Consider the following 21,216-nt stretch of genomic DNA (forward strand, 5'->3'; position numbering starts at 1 on the left):
GATGTCAGGGGACACACCACAATCGAGTCTCGCGGACGTCGATCGCGTCGTTCACGAACCGAGTCAGTCGTTCGTCGAGTCGACGAACGTATACGATTTCATGCAGACGCACGACGTCGACGACTACGACGAACTTATCGAGCGAACGACGACCGATATCGACGGTGTCGAGGAGTCGGGCCTCGAGTGGTTCTGGGACGAACTCGTCGACTACCTCGATATCGAGTTCTACGAGCCCTACGACGCCGTCAGAGACGATAGCGAGGGACCACAGTTCAGCGACTGGTACCCCGGGGGCGAACTCAACATCGCCCACAACGTCGCGGATCGCTACGCCGCCGTCGACGAGGAGCGTCGAAACAAGGTCGCGACCATCTGGGAGGGCGAAGACGGCGACGTGCGCGAAGTAACGTACCACGAACTCGAGCGCCAGTCGAGTCAGGTCGCGAACGCGCTCGAGGAACGCGGTATCGAAACGGGCGATACGGTGGGGCTCTACATGCCGATGGTCCCCGAAGTCGTCTCGATTCTCTACGGCTGTTTCAAGGTGGGGGCGATCGCCGTCCCGATCTTCTCGGGCTTCGGGGTGGATGCGACGGCGACTCGGATCGAGGACTCCGAGTGTACGGTGCTCTTCACGGGGGATGGATTCTACCGCCGAGGTGATCCGGTATACCTCAAATCCGCAGCCGACGAGGCGATCGAACAGGCGGGCTACGTCGAGGACACGATCGTCTTCGACCGACTAGGCGCAAGCCAGGAGTCCTCAACACACGAGGTCCCCTGGAACGACGACCGTGATTCGTGGTGGGCAGAGGCCATCGAAACGCGAGACGACGACTACGAGACGAAATCGCTCGACTCGAGTCAGGAGTCGATGCTCCTCTATTCGTCGGGGACGACGGGGAAACCGAAGGGGATCGTCCACACCCACGCGGGCGTGCAGGTGCAGTGTGCGAAGGAAGTCTACTTCGGAATGGATCTCAAACCCGCGGATCGACTCTTCTGGGTCTCGGACATCGGCTGGATGATGGGACCGTGGACGCTCATCGGCACCCACACCTTCGGCGGCACCGTCTTCATGTACGAAGGGGCACCCGACCACCCGCAGCCGGATCGCTTCTGGGAGATGATCGACCGCCACAGTCTCACGCAGTTCGGCATTTCGCCAACCGCCATTCGCGCGCTCCGAAAGTACGGAGATGACTGGCTCGAGGGCCACGACCTCTCTTCGCTCCGGCTACTCGGATCGACCGGCGAGCCCTGGGACCCCGAATCGTGGCAGTGGTTCTACGAGAACGTCGGCAACGGCGAGGCTCCGATTATCAACATCTCCGGCGGGACGGAGATCTGTGGTTGTTTCCTGATGCCGTTGCCAAACCAGCCGCTCAAGCCCTGTACGCTGGGTGGCCCGGGGCTCGGAATGGACATCGACATCGTCGACCGCGAGGGCAACTCCGTCGAAGACGACCACGAACGGGGGTACCTCGTGGCTCGAGACTCCTGTCCGTCGATGACCAAGTCGCTGTGGTCGGGCGACGACCGGTATCTCAACGAGTACTGGTCGACGTTCGAGGACATGTGGAATCACGGCGATTGGGCCCAGAAGGACGAAGACGGCTTCTGGTTCCTCCACGGCCGCGCGGACGACGTACTCAACGTTGCTGGCCGGAAGGTCGGCCCCGCGGAGGTGGAGAGTGCGTTGATCGACCACGAGGCCGTCAACCAGGCCGCCGCCATCGGCGCGCCGGACGACACGACCGGAACGGCGGTCGTCACCTACGTCGTCCTCGACGACGGCCACCAGGTGTCAGACGCGTTGCGCGAGGAACTGCGCGCACAGGTCGGCGAGGAGTTAGGCAAACCGTTCCGTCCCCGCGAGGTACTGTTCGTCGACGAGTTCCCCAAGACGCAGTCGGGCAAGATCATCCGCCGCGCCATCGAAGGCACCTACACGGGCGAGGAATTGGGCGACATGAGCAGCATCGAGAACCCCGATGCGCTCGAGGAACTCGAGAACGCGCAATAGTACCGGCTCGAGAGACTCTCGTTGTGAGGGCATGAATCACCGTTCTGTTGTCGAAGCGGTGTCTCCCACTGTCCTGAACAATCGTTATATTCTCCGGGCGCGTTTCCTCACGTGATATAGGTCGCCCTACGGCGAGTCGACACGTTTCGTGCCGTCGTGAGACGGCCCATAATCACACGGGGGAGTACTACCATGGCGACAACATCGAAGAACCACCAAGAAGCGCCTCGAGCCGTCGACCTCGACCAGTTCGAGGGTGCCGACGTGTATCAGGAGAGCGACGAACACGCCCGAGTCCGCGGGTACTTCCCGCTGACACCCGGAATGCCGAACGGAACCGACGCCGGTGCCGAGGAGTCGATGCTCGTTTGTATCGAAATCGAGCCCGGAAATTACCTGCCGTCCCACGAGGACAGCAACGAGGAACTCCTCGTCGTGACTGCAGGGACCGTCGAGGCGACGGTCGGTGACGACACGGTCGACCTGCGAGCTGGACAGTGTGCGGTCGTCCCCGAGATGGTGCCACACGCCATCTCTAATACGGGCGAGGAGACGGCCTTCGTGATCGGATTCTTCCCTAACACCGAACTGACCGCGACGTTCGACGAGACGCTCGAGCCGTTCGGTTCGACGGAAGTAACTATCGGCCCCGTGCCACCGGAAGATCGAGGAAACGGCGACGAAGCGTAAGTCACCCGATCCCGTTACGTTTTACCCCACCCGGACCGAACCCCCTCCAATGACTGCCCAGACCGTCCAGCAGGGCGACCTCGTCACCGTCATCGGCCTCGAGGTGCACGTCCAGTTGGAAACCGACACGAAGATTTTCTGTGGCTGTTCGACGGCACAGACGGACGAGCCGAACGAAAACGTCTGTCCGGTCTGTCTCGGCCTGCCGGGTGCCCTGCCCGTGCTCAACGAGGCTGCCGTCGAAGCCGCGGTCAAGATCGGGAAGGCGATCGACGCCGAAATCCCAGAGGAAACGCGATTCCACCGGAAGAACTACTACTACCCCGACCTGCCCAAGAACTTCCAGATCACCCAGTACGACGAACCGATCTGTGCCGACGGCGACCTCGAGATCTCCGTCGAGGGCGACCGGCGCACGGTCACCATCGAACGGGCGCACCTCGAGGAAGACCCGGGCAGCCTCCAGCACGTCGGCGGCGGTGGGGGAATCGACTCCGCGGACTACACGCTGGTCAACTACAACCGCGCGGGCACGCCCCTCATGGAGATCGTCACGGCACCCGACTTCCGAAGCCCCGGCGAAGTTCGAGCGTTCCTCGCCGAACTCGAGGAAGTGCTCGAGTACCTGGGCGTCTTCGACGCGGAGCGAGACGGCAGCCTGCGGATCGACGCCAACCTCTCGATCATCCCCGAGGAGGACATCGAGAGCGACGACGTGACCGAGATCGGCACGGACGCCCTCGAGTCGGCCAACCGAACCGAGGTCAAGAATATCTCGAGTCACAAAGGTTCCGAGAAGGCCCTGGCCTACGAGGAGACCCGCCAGAAGAACGCGATCCAGCGCGGCCGTGCGGTCGAACAGGAGACGCGTCACTGGGACGAGTCTCGCGGTATCACGGTCTCCATGCGCTCGAAGGAAGAGGAGAAGGACTACCGGTACTTCGAGGAGGCCGACCTGCCGCCGCTTCGGGTTTCCCACTGGAAAGAAGAGATCGACATTCCGGAGCTTCCGACGGCCCGTCGCGAGCGCTTTCAGGCGGAGTACGACTTGAACGAGGAAGCCGCCTCGAAGCTCACGTCGACGAAACAGGTCGCGGACTTCTACGAGGACGTCGCGAGCGAGTTCGACCCCGACCTCGCAGCCACCTGGGTCGCGGACAACCTGCTCGGCGAACTCAACTACCGCGACATGGAGATCACCGACCTCGAGGGGCGACTCGAGGACGTTACTCGTCTCGTGGAACTCGTCGCCGAAGACGAGATTACGTCGAAGAACGCCCACGAGACGGTGCTTCGCTCGATGCTCGACGACGGGGCTACACCCGACGAAATCGTCGACGAAGAAGGACTCGGCAAGACGAGCGGCGACGAGGTCCAATCGGCAGTCGTCGAGGCCATCGACGAGAATCCCGAGGCGGTCGAGGACTACGAATCGGGCGACGACGGCGCGATCAACTTCCTCGTCGGACAGGTGATGCAAAAGACCGGTGGCAGCGCGGACCCTGGTGACGTGAACCAGTTGCTGCGGGCGGAACTCGAGTGAACGGTACCGAACGCGAAGAGACGAACGGACAGCGTCCGTAAGTCACGAGCGTTCGGCTTTTGGTCCAGGTTTTTCTCGGAGTGGGTGCGAGTCTCGCGAGCATCCCGACGAGAAAAAGGTGGCAAAACTGACCGGCGGCAGCGCGGACCCTGGTGACGTGAATCAGCAGTTGCGCGCCGAACTCGAGTGAGAGACGGAGGGTTCGCGGTCGGCCCCGATCCTATCAGGTGAATTAAGAGCGAGGAACGTGTTCTGTGTCGACATGGATCGGATTACGCTGGGGAACGACGAGTTCGAGGGCCGAAACAACGCGTACGTGCTCGCAGACGACGAACGGGACGAACTCGCGCTGGTCGATACCGGCATCGCGACGCCGGACATTCGCGAGCAGTTGCGTGTCGGACTCGAGGAACGGGGGTACGCGTTTTCGGACGTCGACGACATCGTCCTGACGCACTTTCACGTCGATCACGCGGGACTCGCCGGAGAGATACAAGCGGCGAGCGACGCGACGGTGTACGTCCACGAGGCCGACGCGCCGATGGTCGAACGCGATTCCGAGGCGATCGCCGCCGTCGAACGGCGGCGACAGGCGTACTTAGACGAGTGGGGCGTTCCCGAGGACGAGCGAGCGGAACTGTTGGCGTTTTTCGAGGACGCGATCAGCATCGAAGGCGATGGCGCATCCGTGACGCCGGTCGAAGACGGGGATCGACTCGAGGTCGGGGGAGACATCCTCGAGACGGTACACGCACCCGGTCACTCGGCCGGCCTCAGTTGTTTCGACGTGGCCGATGGAACTGAGGCGTTCGTCGGGGACGCACTGTTGCCGGTCTACACGCCGAACGTTGGCGGGGCAGACGTTCGCGTCGAGCGCCCACTGGAGCAGTATCTCACGTCTTTGCGTCGAATCGCCGACCACGAGTACGACCGAGTCTGGCCTGGCCACCGCGATCCGATCGAGAACCCGCGCGAACGAGCCCTCGAGATCCTCGAGCACCACCGCGAGCGAAGCGAGAACATCCTCGGCGTACTCGAGGAACACGGGCCGGCGGACGCGTGGACGGTCAGCGAGCACTTATTCGGCGACCTCGAGGGAATCCACATCGTCCACGGGCCGGGCGAGGCGTTCGCGCACCTCGATCACCTGACGCACGAAGGGGTCCTCGAGAAGGATCAGGGCGTCTACCGAATGCCGGAGTCGGTGGACGGAATACAGAATTCGGCGGACGACCTCGAGTCGGTATTTTCTCGAGAGACGTAATCCGACCGCGAAACGAGTTCGACTATTTACCATATTGTCGAGTTAGAGACAACAATTGGCCAATCAGCCTCGCTTACAAATGTGAATTGGTAACGGTAGCATAGTTACCTGTGTACATCGCTCATTTCAGGAGCCTAATATTGGATACATACATTTAATAGATGCCACTGGAAAATCAGCGATGGCACGAAGCGTGTCTGTGTTCAACAATGTCAAATATAACTGCATCTGGGGATAAACGGGATCGAAATGCAACTGGAATGAATCGTCGACGGTTTTTGGCTGCAACCGGTGCAGGGGCCGTCATGACGACAGTTGCAGGGTGTGCTGGCCGTGGTGGTGACGACGACGTCTTCCGAATCGGTCACATTGCTCCGACGACCGATCCAATGGGGATCGGGTCGGAACGGAGCGCGGAGATCGCGGTCGATCAGATCGACGAAATTCTCGATCAAGAGGTCGAACTCTTGACTGGTGATACGGAAGGAGAGGTCGACGAAGCGGAATCGGATATCGAGACGATGATCGTCGAGGACAACATCGATCTCCTCGTCGGGACGTTCGTCACCGAGGTAACGCAGGGGAACATGGACTTCGTCGCCCAACGCGACGTGCCGTTCATCATCACCGGTTCTGCCGACACCGAGACTGTCGTCGACTACCACGGCGAGGACTACGAGACGTACAAGAACATCTTCAGAACGGGACCGATCAACTCGTCGCTTCAGGCGGAGTCGGTCGTCGAGTACGCGGAGTTCCTCGCCGACGAACACGGCTGGACCTCGTTCGGATTGCTCCGCGACGACGCCGCGTGGACGGTGCCATTCGGCGACGAGATTCCCGGCCTGTTCGAGGAAACTGACCTCTCGCTCGATTACGAGACAGCCGCCGACATCGAGACGGATGACTTCTCCTCGTACTACGATTCCTTCGAAAGCGAAGGAGTCGACGTCGTCCTTCGGATCGCTGCACACGCCAATGGGGCGAATCTGGTCTCCACGTGGCAAGGGGAGTACGACTTCGCAATGGAGGGTATTCACGTCACGTCGATGTCCCCAGAATTCTGGGATCAGACCAACGGAGCCTGCCTCTACGAGTCGACGGGACAGGCGGGCGCTGGCGGCGTCACCGAGATGAGCGAGGGCGACGAAACGATGTCGTTCGTCGAGGCCTATCAGGAGGAGTACGGGGACGAAGAGCCGAGCATGCCGATGTACATGGGCTTCAACACGTACGACGCGATCAACTTCTACAAGGAAGCCGTCGAGGACGCCGGAACCGCCGACTATGACAACGACCTCGACGACATCGTCGACGCCATGCTCAGTCTCACCTACGACGGGACGGCGGGCGAGATCAGCCTCTACGGCGAAGACGGCGAGTATCCACACGACGTTCAGGAAGTCCGCGACGAAGACGGCCGAATCGTCAACTTCCCCTTCACACAGTGGCAAGAAGGCGGGGAAGTCGAGTGCGTCTTCCCGGAGACGTACGCGACGGCAGACCACCAAGCCCCCGACTGGATGTGAGGCATGTTAGATAGTATTATTTCGATACTCGTCACCGGAGCGATGCTCAGCGCAGTCTACGCGCTCATCGCCGTCGGCTTCACGATGATCTTCGGCGTCGGCGGCGTGCTCAACCTCGCCCACGGCGGGTTGATCATGATCGGTGCGTACACGTACCTAGTCGTCACCGATGCCAGCTTCGTCGGACTCCACCCCGTCGTCGGGTTCGTCGTCGCGATTGCAATCGCCGCAATCGCGTCCTACGTCCTCTACATCGGACTGGTGCAGTTCATCGAAGACGACATCGTGATCACGTTCCTGGCGACCGTCGTCGTCGCGCTCCTCCTCACGCAACTCGCGACGATGCAGTTCACGACGAACTCGTACACGCTCGCCGTCTGGGGCGGCTCGTTCCACCTCGAGTCGGTCGGCGTTCGCGTCAGGTACAACGATCTCCTCGGGTTCGTCGCCTCGTGGATCGCCATCGGCTTGCTCTGGTACTACGTGACGAAGACGGACCAGGGTCGCTCGATTCTCGCGGCTTCTATGAGCGAACGAGGGGCGCAGTTGACCGGCGTCGATCTCCGCGCCGTCAAGGCTCGAACGTGGCTGATCGCCGGCGGCCTCGCCGGCCTCGCCGGGATCTTCCTCGGCACGCGGACCTACCCCGCGGACCCGGAGATGTGGTTGAACCCGCTCGCACTGGCGTTCATCATCGTCGTCATCGGCGGGATCGGGAGTATCAAAGGCTCGATCGTCGCCGCGTATCTGATCGGCTACCTCGAGACGATCGCGATCACCCAACTGGGTGCGAGTTATCAGGGCATCTTCGCGCTGATCGTGCTCGTGGCAGTGTTGATCGTCCTGCCGGAAGGCCTCTACGGGAGGGAGTTCGTCCATGACTGATAGCACGCCGCGATTCACGACGCCGTTTGGATCGATGAACACGGTACAGTTCGCGTTCATCGCCGCGTCCGTGCTCGCACTGCTCACCGCGCCGTTTTGGAGCGCAATGTTGCCGAGTCACCTCGCGCTCATGCAGGCGTTGACGATCGCGTGTATCTGGGCCATCTTCGCGATGGGTTGGGACATTCAAAGCGGGTACACCGGCTACATCAGCTTCGGGCATTCGGTACTCTCAGGCGCTGCCGGGTACACGACCGCGATGTTGATCTACAACGTCGACCCGAACATGTCCCTGTGGATCACGATTCCACTGTCGATCATCGTGACGGTGCTTATCGGACTCGTCATCGCGTTGCCGTCGCTTCGGCTGCGCGGTCCGTACTTCTCGCTGATCACGTTCGCCGCGGTGCTCGTCTTTTACCGAATGCTCCGACCGCTCAGCGAGTACACCGGCGGAGAGACGGGCATCTCGAGGAACATCTACACCTACGGCAGCGACACGACCATCCTCGGGTTCGAACTGTTCTACTACGAGGTTCGCTACTACATCGCGCTCGTACCGATGCTCCTCGTCGCGCTCGGATTGCTCTACATCTCGCGGTCGAATAACGGGATGGTGTTTAAGGCGATCCGTGAGAACGAATCGGCCGTCGAGGCGGCGGGACTCGACGCGACGAAGTTCAAGATCTGGTCGTTCGCGGTGAGTTCGGTGCCGATGGGTATCGGTGGTGTCTTGCTCGTCCACCGATTCGGGAGCGTCGACCCGGAGCTGTTCGTCATCGTCGACAACAGCATCGAAATGATCGCGATGGCCGTCCTCGGCGGAATCGGGTCGATTCTCGGGCCGATCGCCGGGGCGTTCTTCTTCATCGTCGCGAACGATTACCTCCTCCCAGGATTCGGTAACGTCCTGCCGATAATCGATTTCGGGACGACGACCAGATACGCCGTGCTCTGGACGCTCGTCCTACTCGTCCTCGTGTTCGCACGGGACGGGCTTGGCAGGAAACTCTGGAACTGGCTCGGACGCCTCGGAGGTGACGACCGATGACGCTGCTCGAGATCGACGGACTCACCAAGCGATTCGGTGGCCTCGTCGCCGTCGACGACTTCGACATGACCGTCGAGCGCGGCGAGATCGTCGGCTTGATCGGCCCGAACGGCTCGGGCAAGTCGACCGTCTTCAACTGCCTCATGGGGATCTACAACGTCACCGACGGACAGATTCACTTCGACGGAGAAGAGATCACGAACGACTCGACTCACGAAATCGTCAACCGCGGGCTCTCTCGAGTCTCCCAAGAGTCGAACCCGATCGACGACATGACCGTTCGTGAGAACATCAAGTTGTTCACACTCCCGAACTCCATTCTGGCGTTCTCCGGCGGCGCGAGCGACGAGGAGATCGCCGAGTACGCCGCGCGCGTAGACATCGAAGACCAACTCGAGGAGCATCCGGGGTCGATGCCCCACGCGGGCGTTCGTCGCTTAGAAATCGCGAAAGCGTTGGCGACGGAGCCGGAGATGTTGCTCCTCGACGAACCGTTCGCCGGGATGAACCAACAGGAGATCACCGAACTCGCGGCGAAGATGGAGGAGTTCCGCGAGGAGGGAATCACCCAGGTCGTCGTCGACCACAACATGGGCGGTCTGATGGGACTGGTCGACCGAATCGTCGTCATCAACAACGGCGACTTCCTCGCGGCGGGGACGCCAGAGGAGATCGCCGGCGACAACGACGTCCAGGAAGCGTACCTCGCTGGTGAGGTGACACAATGAGCGACCCACTACTCGAGATCGACGATCTACACGTCTACTACGGCAAAGCACACGCGCTCAAGGGCGTCTCGGTGTCCGTCGAGCGCGGCGAGATCTACGGCGTCATCGGCCCGAACGGGGCCGGCAAGACGACCATGCTGAACGCCGTCGCCGGCTTCGTCGACTACGAGGGAACGATCCGCTACGATGGCCGGGATCTCGCCGACGAGCGAGCCCAGGATATCGTTCAGGATGGCCTCATCTACTGTACCGAAGATCGGGATCTGTTCCCGTTCTTCTCGGTCCACGAGAACCTGCTCATGGGGGCGCAGTTCAGAGACGATCGCGAGGCCGTCGAAGCCGACCTCGAGATGGTCTACGACCTGTTCCCGCGCTTAGACGAGCGACGCGAGCAGGAGGCCGAAACGATGAGTGGCGGCGAGCAACAGATGCTCGCCATCGGTCGCGCGCTGATGAGCGACCCCGAGATGCTCATGCTCGACGAGCCCACGATCGGGCTCGCGCCGGTGATCATCCAGGACATCAGCGAGGCCATCGAACGGCTGCTAGACGAGGGGCTGACCATCTTGCTGGCCGAACAGAACTCGACGTTCGCGTTGCGCCACGCCGAACGACTCTCGCTGATCGAAACCGGCGAAATCGAACTCGAGGGAACGGCCTCTGAGTTCCACGACAACGAGTACGTCCGCGAGGCGTACGTCGGCGTTCACTGAGCCGGGTTCCGGTACCGAATTCCCGGTGCAACCGCGACGTTCCTCGGTCATTTTTCGCGAAATCCGGGTCGTTCCCTCGAGCGAGGTCCGTATGCACGCCTCCGTTCCCCTCGAGACCGAGCCCTCAGTTAGGGGTCGCTCTCCAAGCCGCCCTGAAACGAGGCGACCGCTTCGCGAAACTCGTCCGGAACGGTGATCGGGCGCTCGGTCTCGAGATCGACGGCGACCTGCGTGACGCTGCCGTCTGCGAGTAGGTTCTCGTCCTCGAGGCGTTTCACGCGGTAGTCGAACGTGAAACTCGAGGTTCCCATCTCGACGATTCGGATTTCGTTGACGAGTCGGTCGCCGAACTCGGCCGCGGCGCGGTAGTTCAGTTCGGTGTTGACGACGTGGACCTGCCAGTTGTCGGCTTCCATCTGCTCGTAGCTGTACTCGATCTGGCGGAAGAACTCGGAGACCGTCTCGTCCTGAAAGGTGAAGTACTCGCCGTAGAAGACGATTCCCTGCTTGTCGGTTTCGGCGAATCGCACGCGATTCTCGAAGACTGGTTGGTAGTCGGGTTCGACGGTTGCGTCCGCATCGTCAGTTGTTCCCATACCACCTACCGCTGGTTCGACCGGCAAAGTCGTACCGACCTCGGCAACTCGCTTCGGTACCAGGCGGTGCTATAACTCCGAGAGCACCTCGAGATCGTCGCCGTCGTGTCCGCAGATAACGGTCGCGTCGTGGCGACGCTCGAGGTCCTGAACCGTTCGCAGGCTCTCGAGCCAGTGGCGTTTGCTCCAGAGCAATGCGCCGCCCATCGGGAGTTCGTCGTAATAATTCGCGCGGGTGTAGGCCTGGTCGCCGGCGAGAACGACCGTTCCGACGCCGTCGAGGTCGAGTTTCACGCCGAGTAACCCGGGTGTGTGACCGGGAAGGTGAACGAACTCGAGGTCCGTGAAGTGCTGTTCGCGATCGTCGTGAACGATCCGCCAGTTCAGGTCGTGATCGAAGTCCCCGGCGATGTAGGCGTCGTCGCCCTCGTCGGTCTTTACGCTGTAGTAGGCGAACTCGAGTTCGCGTTTGTGGACGTAGATCGGCGTCTCGGTGCCCGCGAATGCCCCAAGGCCGCCCGCGTGATCGAGGTGGAGGTGCGTCTGGATCACGCAATCGATATCCGAGATGGTGTAGCCGGCGTCGGCGAGGTCGTCCTCGAGCGGACGCAGACCGGTGTGTTCGAACGCGGCGTAGAGGCCGTCGGGCCAGTGACCCGAATTCGCCTCGGGATGAGAGCCGGTGTCCCAGAGGATCGTCGCCTCGGGGTGATCGATCACGAGGTTGTAGACGGGGCCATCACCCATCAGCGTCTGCGGATTCGGCTCGTCGGCCGTCCCCAACGTCTGGCCCTCGATGATGTTGTTCACGTCGGTCGTGATCGTTCCGCGCTCGAGTACTGAAAGCGTCGCATCGACCATACGACAGCGTCTCTCTCCGACGGTTTATAGCTCAGGTCGGCCAAAATTTGCCCGAATCGGTACGAGATGCGCTCGAGTCGCTGTTCATGCCAGCCGTAGCACTACCCGTCGGGCCGTCGAACGGCCCGTATGGTCCGAGTCTCGACCCTCGTCATCCTCGCCGGTATCGTCTTGTTGTTCATCCCGATTCCGCCCGTCGCGACGGTATCCGGCGTGATCGTCATCCTGATCGGCCTCGCGCTCAGGTTTCTGACGGATCTCTGAACGGCTCACGGAGACGCCCGCATTCGGCGGGGCACCTACGTCTCCGGATCGGCCAGCACCTCCGGTTCCTCGAGGTATTCCTCGATTCCCTCTGCCGCGCGAAATGCTAGCGCGCCGACGGTGCCGGTCGGGTTGTAGCCGCTGTTGTGGACGAACGCCGACGCTCCGGGGACGAACAGGTTGTGGGCGTCCCAACACTGGAGGTAGTTGTTGACGACCGATTCGTCGGGATCGGCACCCATGATTGCCCCGCCGGTGTTGTGAGTCGTCTGATACGGGATAATGTCGAAGTCACCCTCGAGGCCGCCGCTGGCGTCGACCTGATCGGCCCCCATCTCCGCCATGACCTCCTCGCAGACGTCGCTGCCGTACTCCGCGAGCGCGTAGTCCTGATCGTGCCAGTTGAACGTCATTCGAAGCAGCGGCAGGCCGTAGTCGTCAGTGTAGTTCGGATCGAGGTCGAGGTAGTTGTCCTGGAACGGCAAGACGGCTCCCTGACAGGATATCTCGAGGCGGCTGTGATTGTACTCGAGACTCGCCTCTTTGAACTCGGAGCCCCACGAGGGAGTGTCCTCGGGGACGGGGTTGTTGGCGATCGGTCGTTCGCCCGTCTGGTTGATGGCGACGTTCCCACCGTGGAGGAAGTCCTCGTCCTCGTGATCGAAGTTATCGCCGTTGATGTCGTCGAATGAGGCTCCGAGTGCGCCCGCGCCCATGTAGAGGTTCCACTCCTCGTCCTCGAAGAAACCGGTGGCGCTGCCGCCCATATTCTGGTAGCAGTAGTTCTTCCCGACGACGCCCTCGCCCGTTTCGGGATCGTACGGCTCCCCGATACCCGACAAGAGGAGCAGGCGCACGTTGTTGAGCACGTACGCCGTGAGGGCGACGACGTCGGCCGGTTGCTCGTAGACGGTGTTCGTCCTCGAGTCGACGTACTTCACCCCCGTCACCGCCTCGTCGTCCTCGTCGTAGAGCAACTCGACGACGTTCGAGTGCGTCCGGAGTTCGAAGTTCCCCGTGTCCTCGGCGGCGGGAAGGACGGTGACGGTCGGATCCGACTTGGCGCCCCACTCGCAGCCGAAGCGTTCGCAGTAGCCACAGTACTCACACTGCCCGAGGTTGATGCCGTCGGGGTTCTCGTACGTTTCCGAGAGGTTCGCCGAGGGCTGCATGAACGGTTCGTAGCCGGCCGCGTCGGCCCCTTCCGCGAACACCTCGAGCGAGGGCGTCTGCATCATCGGCGGTAGCGGGTAATCCCTGGCTCGCGGCCCTTCGTATGGGTTCCCTTCGTCCTGTATCTCGCCCTCGATGTTACCGGCAACACCGGAGATGCCGGCCGTGTACTCGAACTCGTCGTAGTAGGGCTCGAGTTCCTCGTAGGTGATCCCCCAGTCCTGGAGTTGCATGTCCTCGGGGATGGCGTCCTCACCGTACTCGTCGATCGTCTCCGATTCGATCTCGAAGTCGTAGGGGAGGAACCGCCACGTGATGCCGTTCCAGTGGACGCCAGCGCCGCCGACGCCGGTCCCGGGCAGGAACGCGCCGTAGCGACGCATCGGTAACGCCGTATCGTCCGGTTCGTGACGGAAGGTGAGCGTCTCCCTCGAGAGGTCCTGCATGAGCTTATAGCGCAGCGCGTAGCCCAGTTCGTCGTGAACGGTCAGCCAGTCGTCCGTGTCGCGCTCGCCGCCGCGTTCTAAGCCGACGACGTCGTAGTCGGCCTGTGCCAGTTCCTTCGCGATGATGCCGCCAGTCCAGCCCACGCCGACGGTGACGACGTCGACGGGATCGAGTTCTTCTGCCATTGTATCAATCTGTGAGTGTGTCGCGATTCGGTCGGTCGTCGATACGCCGCAGATTCGCACACCGCTTCGTCGCTCGGCTCAATGGTCGTGGTCCCCGTCCGGATTGAGGCCGATCTCTTCGACGTCGTCCGCGATGCTCCGGGGTTCTTCCACCTCTTGGTACTCGTCGTCCTCGATGTGCTCTCGAAAGCTCCCCAGTGCGCCTGGAGAGCCGGGGAAGTTCTTCAGCCGCCAGCCGACCATCTCCTGATTCCCGCCGTACATCGGGTCGGAAAACATGCCCTCGAGCGTGTTCTCGCGCAAGAGGAGGAAGAAGTCACTCGGCTCGAGTCCCTCGAACGTCTCGACCTCGTCGTCCTCTAAGGCCTGAATGACGTCGTCTTGCTCCTCGCCCTCGAGGTCGACAAAACTCTCGTCGTACTCCTCCTCACAGTACGCCTCGACGAAATCGATCGAGTACGTGTACGCGTCCGCGGGCGTCATGGGGTGTTGCCAGCCCTGACCCGCCGCTGGCTCCTCGTCCGCCCACGCGACTTCGGTCTCCTCGTCGTCCGGATCGTCCGGATCCTCTTCGAACTCCTCGGGAGTGTCTTCCGTGTCATCCTCGTCATCTTCGACGTCGTCCTCACCGTCCGCGACGTCCTCGGCTTCGTCGTCATCTCCCTCGTCGACTTCTTGGATACCTGCGTCGGTAGCAGTGAACGCAATCGAGTCAGCAGTGTCGCCGTCGTCGCCGTCGTCGCCGTCGTCGCTCTCGTTGTTCCCTCCGTTCTCATCGTTCGCGCCGTTCTCGTCGTCCCCGTCGGTTTCGTCATCCTCGCCGTCGTCCGGCTCCGCCTCCTCGGCGTGGGCTGGCGGCGTTCCGACGCCTTCGGCCTCGGTGGGATCGCCGACCGGATCGGCCGCTTCGACCGCCGTCTCCAACTCGAGTTGCTCGACGCCGGGAAACGGGCCGTCCATGTACCAGCGCTCGCCCTGGCCCCAGTCCTGGTTCATCTGTCGGTCGATAAAGTAGACGACACCCGCCTCGGGCGCGCCGGGGCCGTTGTCGTCCGAAGGATAGATCCGATTCGCCATCTCCTGAACGATTTCGGCTTGCTCGAGCGTGAAGAACTGGAGTCCCTGCTTTTCGATTTCGGCCTCCTCGACGTCCTCGAGCGAGAAGTCGGTCGTCTCCGCTCGCGCCCGCCTCGTGAGGATACTCGCGCCGATGAACGCGCCCCCGCTCATCATCGCGCCTCGTCGTGTGAAGTCGAACTTCGCCTCTCCGTCTGGTCCTGTCTCGTCGTCCGGCATGGGGGTTCCCGACTCTCGAGAGCCGTGTAGTTCGGTACCCTTCGTGTGACGGTATCACACACCAGTAGTGTCGCCGATACCCCACAGGAATGGTACGCGCCAGCAGCGAGGGGGTCAATCGCTTTCCGTCCACTCGTCGTAGGCGCGGGTATGCAGTCGACTCCACGGGTACTCGTCGCGGGCGGTGGACTGGCCGGCCTCGTCGCGGCGCGTCACCTCGCGGGCGGCGGGGCCGACGTGACCCTCCTCGAGCGCCGCGACGCGGTCGGCGGTCGAGTTCGGACTATCGAACGGGACGGGTACCGATTCGACAGCGGATTCCAGGTGCTCTTCCCCGCGTATCCGGCCGTCAGGCGGGAACTGGACCTCGAGGCCCTGGACCTCCGTCGGTTCACCTCCGGAGCCACTATCGCCCGACCGACCCACCGTTCCGTCCTCGCAAATCCCCTCGACGCGCCGCGAACGCTCCCGTCGACGCTGTTCAACGCCGATATCACAATCGGTGACCGACTCCGCGTCGCGGCGCTCTGGTGGGACTTTCGGGATCTCGAGCCAGAGACGTTCTTCGACGACCTGGAGGGTGGCGACGAGTCGATCGAACGATACCTCCGCGAGCAGGGTTTCTCGGATGGATTCGTCGAGCGGTTCGTCGCGCCCTTTTACGGCGGGATCACGCTCGATCGCTCGCTGTCGACCTCGAGACGGGTCTTCGAGTACACGTTCCGAACCCTCGCTACGGGTGGAGCTGCGGTGCCCGCAGAAGGAATGGAAGCGATTCCGAACCAACTCGCCAAGCGTGTTCGAGAGGTCGGCGGAGCCATCGAGACCGGTTGCGAGGTGACGGAGGTTCGAAACGGACCGGGCGAGGGCTCCGTGCGAGTAACGACCGATGGCGGAACCGACGACTGGGACGCCGTCGTTGTCGCGACCGACCCGCCGACGGCGCGCGAACTCACCGGCCTCGAGTCGATCCCCACCGACGCCCGGAGTTGCGTCACGCAGTACTACGCGCTGGTCGATGACTCGAGCCTCGAGACGGGGAAGCGACTCCTGTTGAACGCGGTCGACGACGAGGGGCCGAATCACGTCGTCCCACACAGCGCGGTCGCGCCGGAGTACGCACCCGACGGGGTGACGTTGCTGAGTGCAACGTACCTCGGCCAGCCGGAAGCGGACGACAGCGAACTGGCCGAGCGAACGCAGACAGCTCTCGAGTCGTGGTATCCCGACGGTGGGTTCGAGGACCTCGAAGTTCTTCACACCGAACGCGTCGAGTTCGCGCAGTTCGAGCAGCCACCAGGCATCCACGGGGAGTTGCCAGACGCCCGCGACCCCGACGAATCGGTATATCTGGCCGGCGACTACACCCGCTGGTCGTCGATTCAGGGCGCGATGCGAAGCGGCCGAGACGCGGCTCAGGCCGTTCTCGAGGACTGCTCGCAGTAATCGGGTTCAGAGGATGATGCTCGACGTCGAGTTGATTTCAAAGTAATCGCCGACACTCACCGAGCGGCGGGAACCACAACGGTTCGTCGCTCGAGTCGTCCCAGACGCCGGGATGAAACCGATCCACGTTCGAAATCAGCGGCGACTGAAAGTCGCGCGCGTACATTCCGTTGACCGTCGCACCGGCTGCGAGGGGAGTGAACGCGGGCACCATCATCACGTCGGCACCGTCGTAAACGTTCGGTCCGTAGAGGAAACACGGCAGTTTGCGACCCTCGACCGACAGCGCCGGATGATCGTGGCCGACGACGTATCTCGCGGCTTCCGTCTCCGGCCGTTCGTGGCCGTGACAGACCACCGTCTCGCCGTCGGCGAGTCGATACTCGCTCGCGGTCTCACCGTCGAAGACCGACTCGAGCATCGAGTCGTGGTTCCCCAGCGTCACGACGAGGGAGGCCCCGGCATCGTTGATGGCTTCCTCGAGCGCGGCCAGGTCCCGCTCGACGCCCCGCGGAATCGTCTGGAAGGAGTGGAGAAGGTCACCGGCGACGACGACCGTTGCGGGTTCTGTGCGAGCGAGGAGTGACTCGAGCGCGTCGCGGACGGCCAGTCCGTCGTCGATGGGCGCGTCGACGCTCGAGTCGGCGGCCCGACCGAGGTGTATGTCGGCGATCACGAGCGTGTCGGCTGCGGGAACGAAGAGCGCGCGATCGGAAAGCGAGAGGGAGGGAGTCGCGGTCACTGTGAGGAGTAGCGGTGATCCGGACGGGCGTCGGATTTGCCGAGCGCCTCGAAGAGGTCGTACTCGGTGCCCGTGAGGACGAAGAGGACTTCCTCGAGTGGCGCGAGGATCTCGGGGAGAATCTTGACGAGGACGTACGTGATTCCGACGAGAGCGACGACAGCGAGCACCTGCGAGATGTAGTTGTGGGCGACCAGATACGAGACGCGGTCGGGCTGTGCGCCCATGTACGTCGTCATGAACGAGACGAGCCACTCTTGTTGGAACCAGCCCCACGGCGAGGCGAGTCCGATGAAGACGTTGCGAACGAGGTTGAGGAACCAGATGACGACGATAGAAAGCGAGAACGCCGCCGCTTTGCGTTTGAACGGTGCGTTCACGGCAGCGATGAGGCCACCGAAGATCGCCATGCTACCGAGGCCCGTACACGCGAGGACGATGTACGTCGTCCGACCGGTCACCGTTTCGTCGGGATCGAAGTCGAAACGACTCTCGTAGCCGTTCGCTCCTTCGTTGATGCCCGGACTGTGGCCGAGGAGTTCCATCGCGACGTGCGTCTGGGCCGCCGTCGTCTCGATCAGCCACTGGCGAACGAACGGGATCGTTTCCGCCGGCAGATAGATCAGCCCCATCAGGGCGATCGCTTTCGTCAGGAGGAACAGCGAATTCCGTCCGTTCCAGAGGAGGTAGCCGGTGTAGACACACAACGGCAGCGCGACGACTGCGAGAACGGTCTGCAACGGACTCTGGGCGTCAGCGTAGTAGTACGGCACCATCGTGAGCCAGAACACGCCGAAGGTGAACCACGCACCCGTCCCCAGATAGCGCGCCGGTTCTCGGACACCCTGCCACTCGAGACCCAAGGCGAGGAGAAACGCGCCGATTGCAACCCACGCCAGTGCGTCCGTCATCCCAATCGACGAGAAGAGCGCTGGCGTCGTGCTTGCAGCCTCGAGGCCGACGACCGACGCAGATTCGGCCGTCGAAAAAGCGAACGACATAGTCATCGAATACTGACGAACCCTCCTGCTATCAACTTGACGACTCGTGGTTCAGTTGCCCGATTCGTCAGTGTGTCACAGTACCGGTACGTGTCCGGCGAAGAACGTCGAACTCGAGAATCGATAGCCCAATTCGGTCGTCGCTGACCGAGGGGCTTTTTGGCACGCTCGTGAAAGTACCGGCGTATGGTCGACGTCCTCGATAACAAGCGGGCTGCAACGCGCTTTCGGATCCTCGTCCAGATCGCAGAGCGCCAGCCCGCCGTCAGTCAGGGTGAGATCGCCGAGGAGGTCGGCGTGACGAGTCAGGCAGTCAGCGAGTACATCCGCGAACTCGTCGACGACGACCTCGTCGAGAAAGAGGGACGCTCGCGCTATCGCGTCACTCCGGAGGGGGTCGACTGGCTGTTTCGGGCCGCAGACGACGTCCGTCGATTCGCAGATCACGTCACGGGCGACGTCCTCGGTGCGATGAGCGAGGCGGCGTACATCGCCACCGATGCTATCGAGGAAGGCGAAACCGTCACCCTCTCGGTGCAAAACGGATTGTTACACGCGAGTCCCAGCGATGACGGGCCGGCGACTGGCGTGGCGACCACTGACGCCGACGCGGGAACCGACGTCGGTGTCACGAGTTTCGAGGGCGTCATGGATCTCTCACCCGGTTCGGTGACCGTTTTGCAGGTCCCTGCGGTCAGATCCGGGGGCAGTGAAGCCGTCGACTCGTCGGTTATCGCCGACCACTGTGAGTCGTCCGACCTCGTCGTCGCTGCCGGTGTCGAAGCCGTCGTCGCCTGTCGACAGGTCGACGCCGACCCGACGGTCGCCTTCGCCGCCGCCGAAGTCGCCTCGGAAGGTGCCGAACGCGGCCTCGAGGTGACGACAGTCGCGACGACCGACGAAGTCGGGCGAGTCACCGATACGCTTCGAGATTCCGATATTTCCTACGAAGTACTCGAGATCTAAGGCACTATTCAGTGACTGAGAACTTCGAAAGTAACGCGCGACTCGATTTCGAGGGCAACGTGACGAACCGCGCCCGAAGTGCGTGATTATCGTCGGTCGTAAAGTTGAACCGCTCGGTCGTGACGAATCGAGATACCGTTTGGATTGCGTTTTGCCGACCGATCGGTGTAGCGAGCGCGGAGTCCGCTGGCAATGCCGCGCGCGATATTCGAGACGACGTCGGTGCCATCCGACGTCCAGTCAGTCGGCGTCTCCTCACCGGTGACGATACTTCGAACGCCCCGAACGCCGTCGCGGAGCGCACTGACGAAAATCCGGGCGAAGATCGTCGGTCGCGGGCCGTAATTCTTCGTGAGTCGGTACGCGAACGAATAATAGGCCATCCCCCACTCTCGGTCGGGCGTCCCCCCGTCGGTCCCGAGTTCGTCGTTCGCCGCCATCTCCGCGTTCCAGGTAACGTCGAAGTCGAACCCGGCGACCCGATGTGCACAGTCTCGTTCGCCACCGACCTCGAGCGCTTCGTCGAACCCATCTAAGGCCTCGAGAACGGTGCGTGCGAACGCGACGTTGGTGCCGTCGAACTCCGTCACCTGCCGACCGGCGACCGTTCTGGCCGACTGTTCGTAGTCGGTGTCACGACCCGTGACGGGGCCGGTGACGACATCCGTTCCGGACGTGATCGTCGCCTCGATGGCGTCGTACCAGCTGTGAGAAACGGTGTACTCGCCGTCGAGGAATGCGACGACTTCGCCGGTCGCACTCTCGAACCCGGCGTTCCTCGAGACGTTCGAGTTCCGTTCGGAAATTTCGACGAGCACGTCGACATCGTCTCGATCACGGACCACACCGGACGTGCCATCGGACGACGGCCCGTTGACGACGATAATCTCCGTCGTATCCGAGGTCCGTTCGGTGAGCGCATCGAGACACGAGAGCAACTGCTCCCGATCGTTGAGCGTCGAGACGACGACCGAGAGCTTCATATACACCCCTAACGGTCATCGGTAGTAAAAACAAGGGGGTTTTGGTATTGCGTCCCAGCAATCGTGTCCGATTTCGGACACCGATCGCAGGTAGGGTGCTATGAATGGTCTCCCGATCAGCGCACGCGCGTATCCCAGTAGGAGACGGACGCGAGATGATCCGTCACCGGAAGTTTGCCAATCGTCTCGTCGACCGTTCTGATCGGCGATGCGAGCCCGTTCGGAATCGACCGATAGAGCCCATACGGCGCGAGGAAATCGTCCTCGACGTCCACGAGCGTTAGTTCGGTTTTTGCGAGTAGGACGCTCACTTCGCTCTTCGAGTACAGTCGCGACCCCATCGGTAACGCCCAGTTGTAGATGCTTCGGGCGCTGAATCGGTTGAACGTATCGAAGACGATCTGGTCGCTCGAGACCCGACGCATCTCCGTGAGAAACGCCTCCGGGTCGTCAGCGAGGTGGAAAAACCGCATCGCGATGACGGTATCGAAGTGATCGTCCGGGAACGGCAGTCGCCCTGCGTCTCCGCGGAGGAACTCGAGCGTCCCCTCGAGTTCGACGTTCTTGGTTTTCTTGCGGCCCTGCTGTAACATTGCCGCCGAGATGTCGAGTCCAACGACGTCTGCCCCCTGTTCTGCGAGCATCACCGTAAACCGCCCGGTACCACAGGCGATCTCGAGGATGTTCCGGTCCTCGACGGGCATGATAGCCTCGAGGACGGCTTCTTTCTCGCGGCGGTCGATCAACTGACCGCCCTGGGAGAAACGCTTGTCGTCGTACTCCTCGGCGACGTCGTCGGCTTGGTACCACTCCTGTCCTTTCAC

Annotated in this window: 20 protein-coding genes; 12 read left to right on the top strand and 8 right to left on the bottom strand. The window is 62.2% G+C overall.

The features are described from left to right. Nucleotide 1: 1 nt before the first annotated feature. From BB347_RS02445 to BB347_RS02485, 9 genes are all read left to right on the top strand, one after another. On the top strand, nucleotides 2-2,029 hold the full coding sequence (locus BB347_RS02445; RefSeq protein ID WP_076578741.1) for an AMP-binding protein: 2,028 nt from the start codon (nucleotides 2-4) through the stop codon (nucleotides 2,027-2,029). A 192-nt stretch (nucleotides 2,030-2,221) separates the two neighbouring features. After that, entirely contained in the window at nucleotides 2,222-2,719 is a 498-nt protein-coding gene (locus BB347_RS02450; RefSeq protein WP_076578739.1) for a cupin domain-containing protein, read from the top strand. 49 nt (nucleotides 2,720-2,768) lie between these two features. Next, the gene (gene gatB / locus BB347_RS02455) at nucleotides 2,769-4,262 is read left to right on the top strand and encodes an Asp-tRNA(Asn)/Glu-tRNA(Gln) amidotransferase subunit GatB (RefSeq protein WP_076578737.1); all 1,494 of its coding nucleotides are present in this window, start codon (nucleotides 2,769-2,771) and stop codon (nucleotides 4,260-4,262) included. Nucleotides 4,263-4,524: 262 nt separating this feature from the next. Beyond that, nucleotides 4,525-5,526: an MBL fold metallo-hydrolase gene (locus BB347_RS02460; RefSeq protein ID WP_076578735.1), complete on the top strand. Its 1,002-nt coding sequence runs from the start codon at nucleotides 4,525-4,527 to the stop codon at nucleotides 5,524-5,526. 305 nt (nucleotides 5,527-5,831) lie between these two features. Continuing rightward, nucleotides 5,832-7,055 (top strand): ABC transporter substrate-binding protein, encoded by a 1,224-nt coding sequence (locus BB347_RS02465; protein WP_083687685.1) that lies wholly within the window; start codon nucleotides 5,832-5,834, stop codon nucleotides 7,053-7,055. Between the two features lie 3 nt (nucleotides 7,056-7,058). Then, complete coding sequence (locus BB347_RS02470; protein ID WP_076578731.1) at nucleotides 7,059-7,940, top strand: branched-chain amino acid ABC transporter permease; 882 nt, start codon at nucleotides 7,059-7,061, stop codon at nucleotides 7,938-7,940. Then, nucleotides 7,933-8,991 carry a branched-chain amino acid ABC transporter permease gene (locus BB347_RS02475; protein ID WP_236995981.1) on the top strand — a complete coding sequence of 353 codons (1,059 nt, stop codon included), beginning with the start codon at nucleotides 7,933-7,935 and terminating at the stop codon, nucleotides 8,989-8,991. The genes BB347_RS02470 and BB347_RS02475 overlap by 8 nt, the downstream gene beginning before the upstream one ends. After that, complete coding sequence (locus tag BB347_RS02480) at nucleotides 8,988-9,719, top strand: ABC transporter ATP-binding protein (RefSeq protein ID WP_076578729.1); 732 nt, start codon at nucleotides 8,988-8,990, stop codon at nucleotides 9,717-9,719. Before BB347_RS02475 ends, BB347_RS02480 begins: the two co-directional genes overlap by 4 nt. Next, nucleotides 9,716-10,432, top strand: coding sequence for an ABC transporter ATP-binding protein (locus tag BB347_RS02485; protein WP_076578727.1), 717 nt, complete (start codon nucleotides 9,716-9,718; stop codon nucleotides 10,430-10,432). The genes BB347_RS02480 and BB347_RS02485 overlap by 4 nt, the downstream gene beginning before the upstream one ends. A gap of 128 nt (nucleotides 10,433-10,560) precedes the next feature. On the opposite strand, the gene BB347_RS02490 is transcribed toward BB347_RS02485, so the two are convergent. Beyond that, nucleotides 10,561-11,028, bottom strand: a complete 468-nt coding sequence (locus tag BB347_RS02490; protein WP_076578725.1) for an acyl-CoA thioesterase — start codon at nucleotides 11,026-11,028, stop codon at nucleotides 10,561-10,563. A gap of 69 nt (nucleotides 11,029-11,097) precedes the next feature. Further along, a complete protein-coding gene (locus tag BB347_RS02495; protein WP_076578723.1) occupies nucleotides 11,098-11,889 on the bottom strand; it encodes an N-acyl homoserine lactonase family protein in 792 nt (263 codons plus the stop codon). A 129-nt stretch (nucleotides 11,890-12,018) separates the two neighbouring features. Here BB347_RS02495 and BB347_RS02500 point away from each other — a divergent pair, with 129 nt between their 5' ends. Beyond that, nucleotides 12,019-12,153 carry a transporter gene (locus BB347_RS02500; protein ID WP_076578721.1) on the top strand — a complete coding sequence of 45 codons (135 nt, stop codon included), beginning with the start codon at nucleotides 12,019-12,021 and terminating at the stop codon, nucleotides 12,151-12,153. 35 nt (nucleotides 12,154-12,188) lie between these two features. On the opposite strand, the gene BB347_RS02505 is transcribed toward BB347_RS02500, so the two are convergent. Further along, nucleotides 12,189-13,958, bottom strand: a complete 1,770-nt coding sequence (locus BB347_RS02505; RefSeq protein WP_076580156.1) for a GMC family oxidoreductase — start codon at nucleotides 13,956-13,958, stop codon at nucleotides 12,189-12,191. A gap of 78 nt (nucleotides 13,959-14,036) precedes the next feature. After that, the gene (locus BB347_RS02510) at nucleotides 14,037-15,254 is read right to left on the bottom strand and encodes a gluconate 2-dehydrogenase subunit 3 family protein (protein WP_076578719.1); all 1,218 of its coding nucleotides are present in this window, start codon (nucleotides 15,252-15,254) and stop codon (nucleotides 14,037-14,039) included. Nucleotides 15,255-15,404: 150 nt separating this feature from the next. Between BB347_RS02510 and BB347_RS02515 the strand changes: the two genes are divergently transcribed. After that, nucleotides 15,405-16,700, top strand: a complete 1,296-nt coding sequence (locus BB347_RS02515) for an NAD(P)/FAD-dependent oxidoreductase (protein ID WP_076578717.1) — start codon at nucleotides 15,405-15,407, stop codon at nucleotides 16,698-16,700. 37 nt (nucleotides 16,701-16,737) lie between these two features. Here BB347_RS02515 and BB347_RS02520 read toward each other — a convergent pair whose 3' ends face one another. Together BB347_RS02520 and artA are read right to left on the bottom strand one after the other, a co-directional pair. Further along, nucleotides 16,738-17,442, bottom strand: a complete 705-nt coding sequence (locus BB347_RS02520) for a metallophosphoesterase (protein WP_076578715.1) — start codon at nucleotides 17,440-17,442, stop codon at nucleotides 16,738-16,740. Further along, nucleotides 17,439-18,449 carry an archaeosortase A gene (gene artA, locus BB347_RS02525; protein WP_076578713.1) on the bottom strand — a complete coding sequence of 337 codons (1,011 nt, stop codon included), beginning with the start codon at nucleotides 18,447-18,449 and terminating at the stop codon, nucleotides 17,439-17,441. Before artA ends, BB347_RS02520 begins: the two co-directional genes overlap by 4 nt. 180 nt (nucleotides 18,450-18,629) lie before the next feature. Here artA and BB347_RS02530 point away from each other — a divergent pair, with 180 nt between their 5' ends. After that, complete coding sequence (locus BB347_RS02530; RefSeq protein WP_076578711.1) at nucleotides 18,630-19,409, top strand: DUF7839 domain-containing protein; 780 nt, start codon at nucleotides 18,630-18,632, stop codon at nucleotides 19,407-19,409. Nucleotides 19,410-19,495: 86 nt separating this feature from the next. On the opposite strand, the gene BB347_RS02535 is transcribed toward BB347_RS02530, so the two are convergent. Next, nucleotides 19,496-20,392: a glycosyltransferase family 2 protein gene (locus BB347_RS02535; RefSeq protein ID WP_076578709.1), complete on the bottom strand. Its 897-nt coding sequence runs from the start codon at nucleotides 20,390-20,392 to the stop codon at nucleotides 19,496-19,498. 116 nt (nucleotides 20,393-20,508) lie between these two features. After that, nucleotides 20,509-21,216 carry a class I SAM-dependent methyltransferase gene (locus BB347_RS02540; protein ID WP_076578707.1) on the bottom strand — a complete coding sequence of 236 codons (708 nt, stop codon included), beginning with the start codon at nucleotides 21,214-21,216 and terminating at the stop codon, nucleotides 20,509-20,511.

The sequence above is a fragment of the Natronorubrum daqingense genome (assembly GCF_001971705.1).
GTDB classification, from domain to species: domain Archaea; phylum Halobacteriota; class Halobacteria; order Halobacteriales; family Natrialbaceae; genus Natronorubrum; species Natronorubrum daqingense.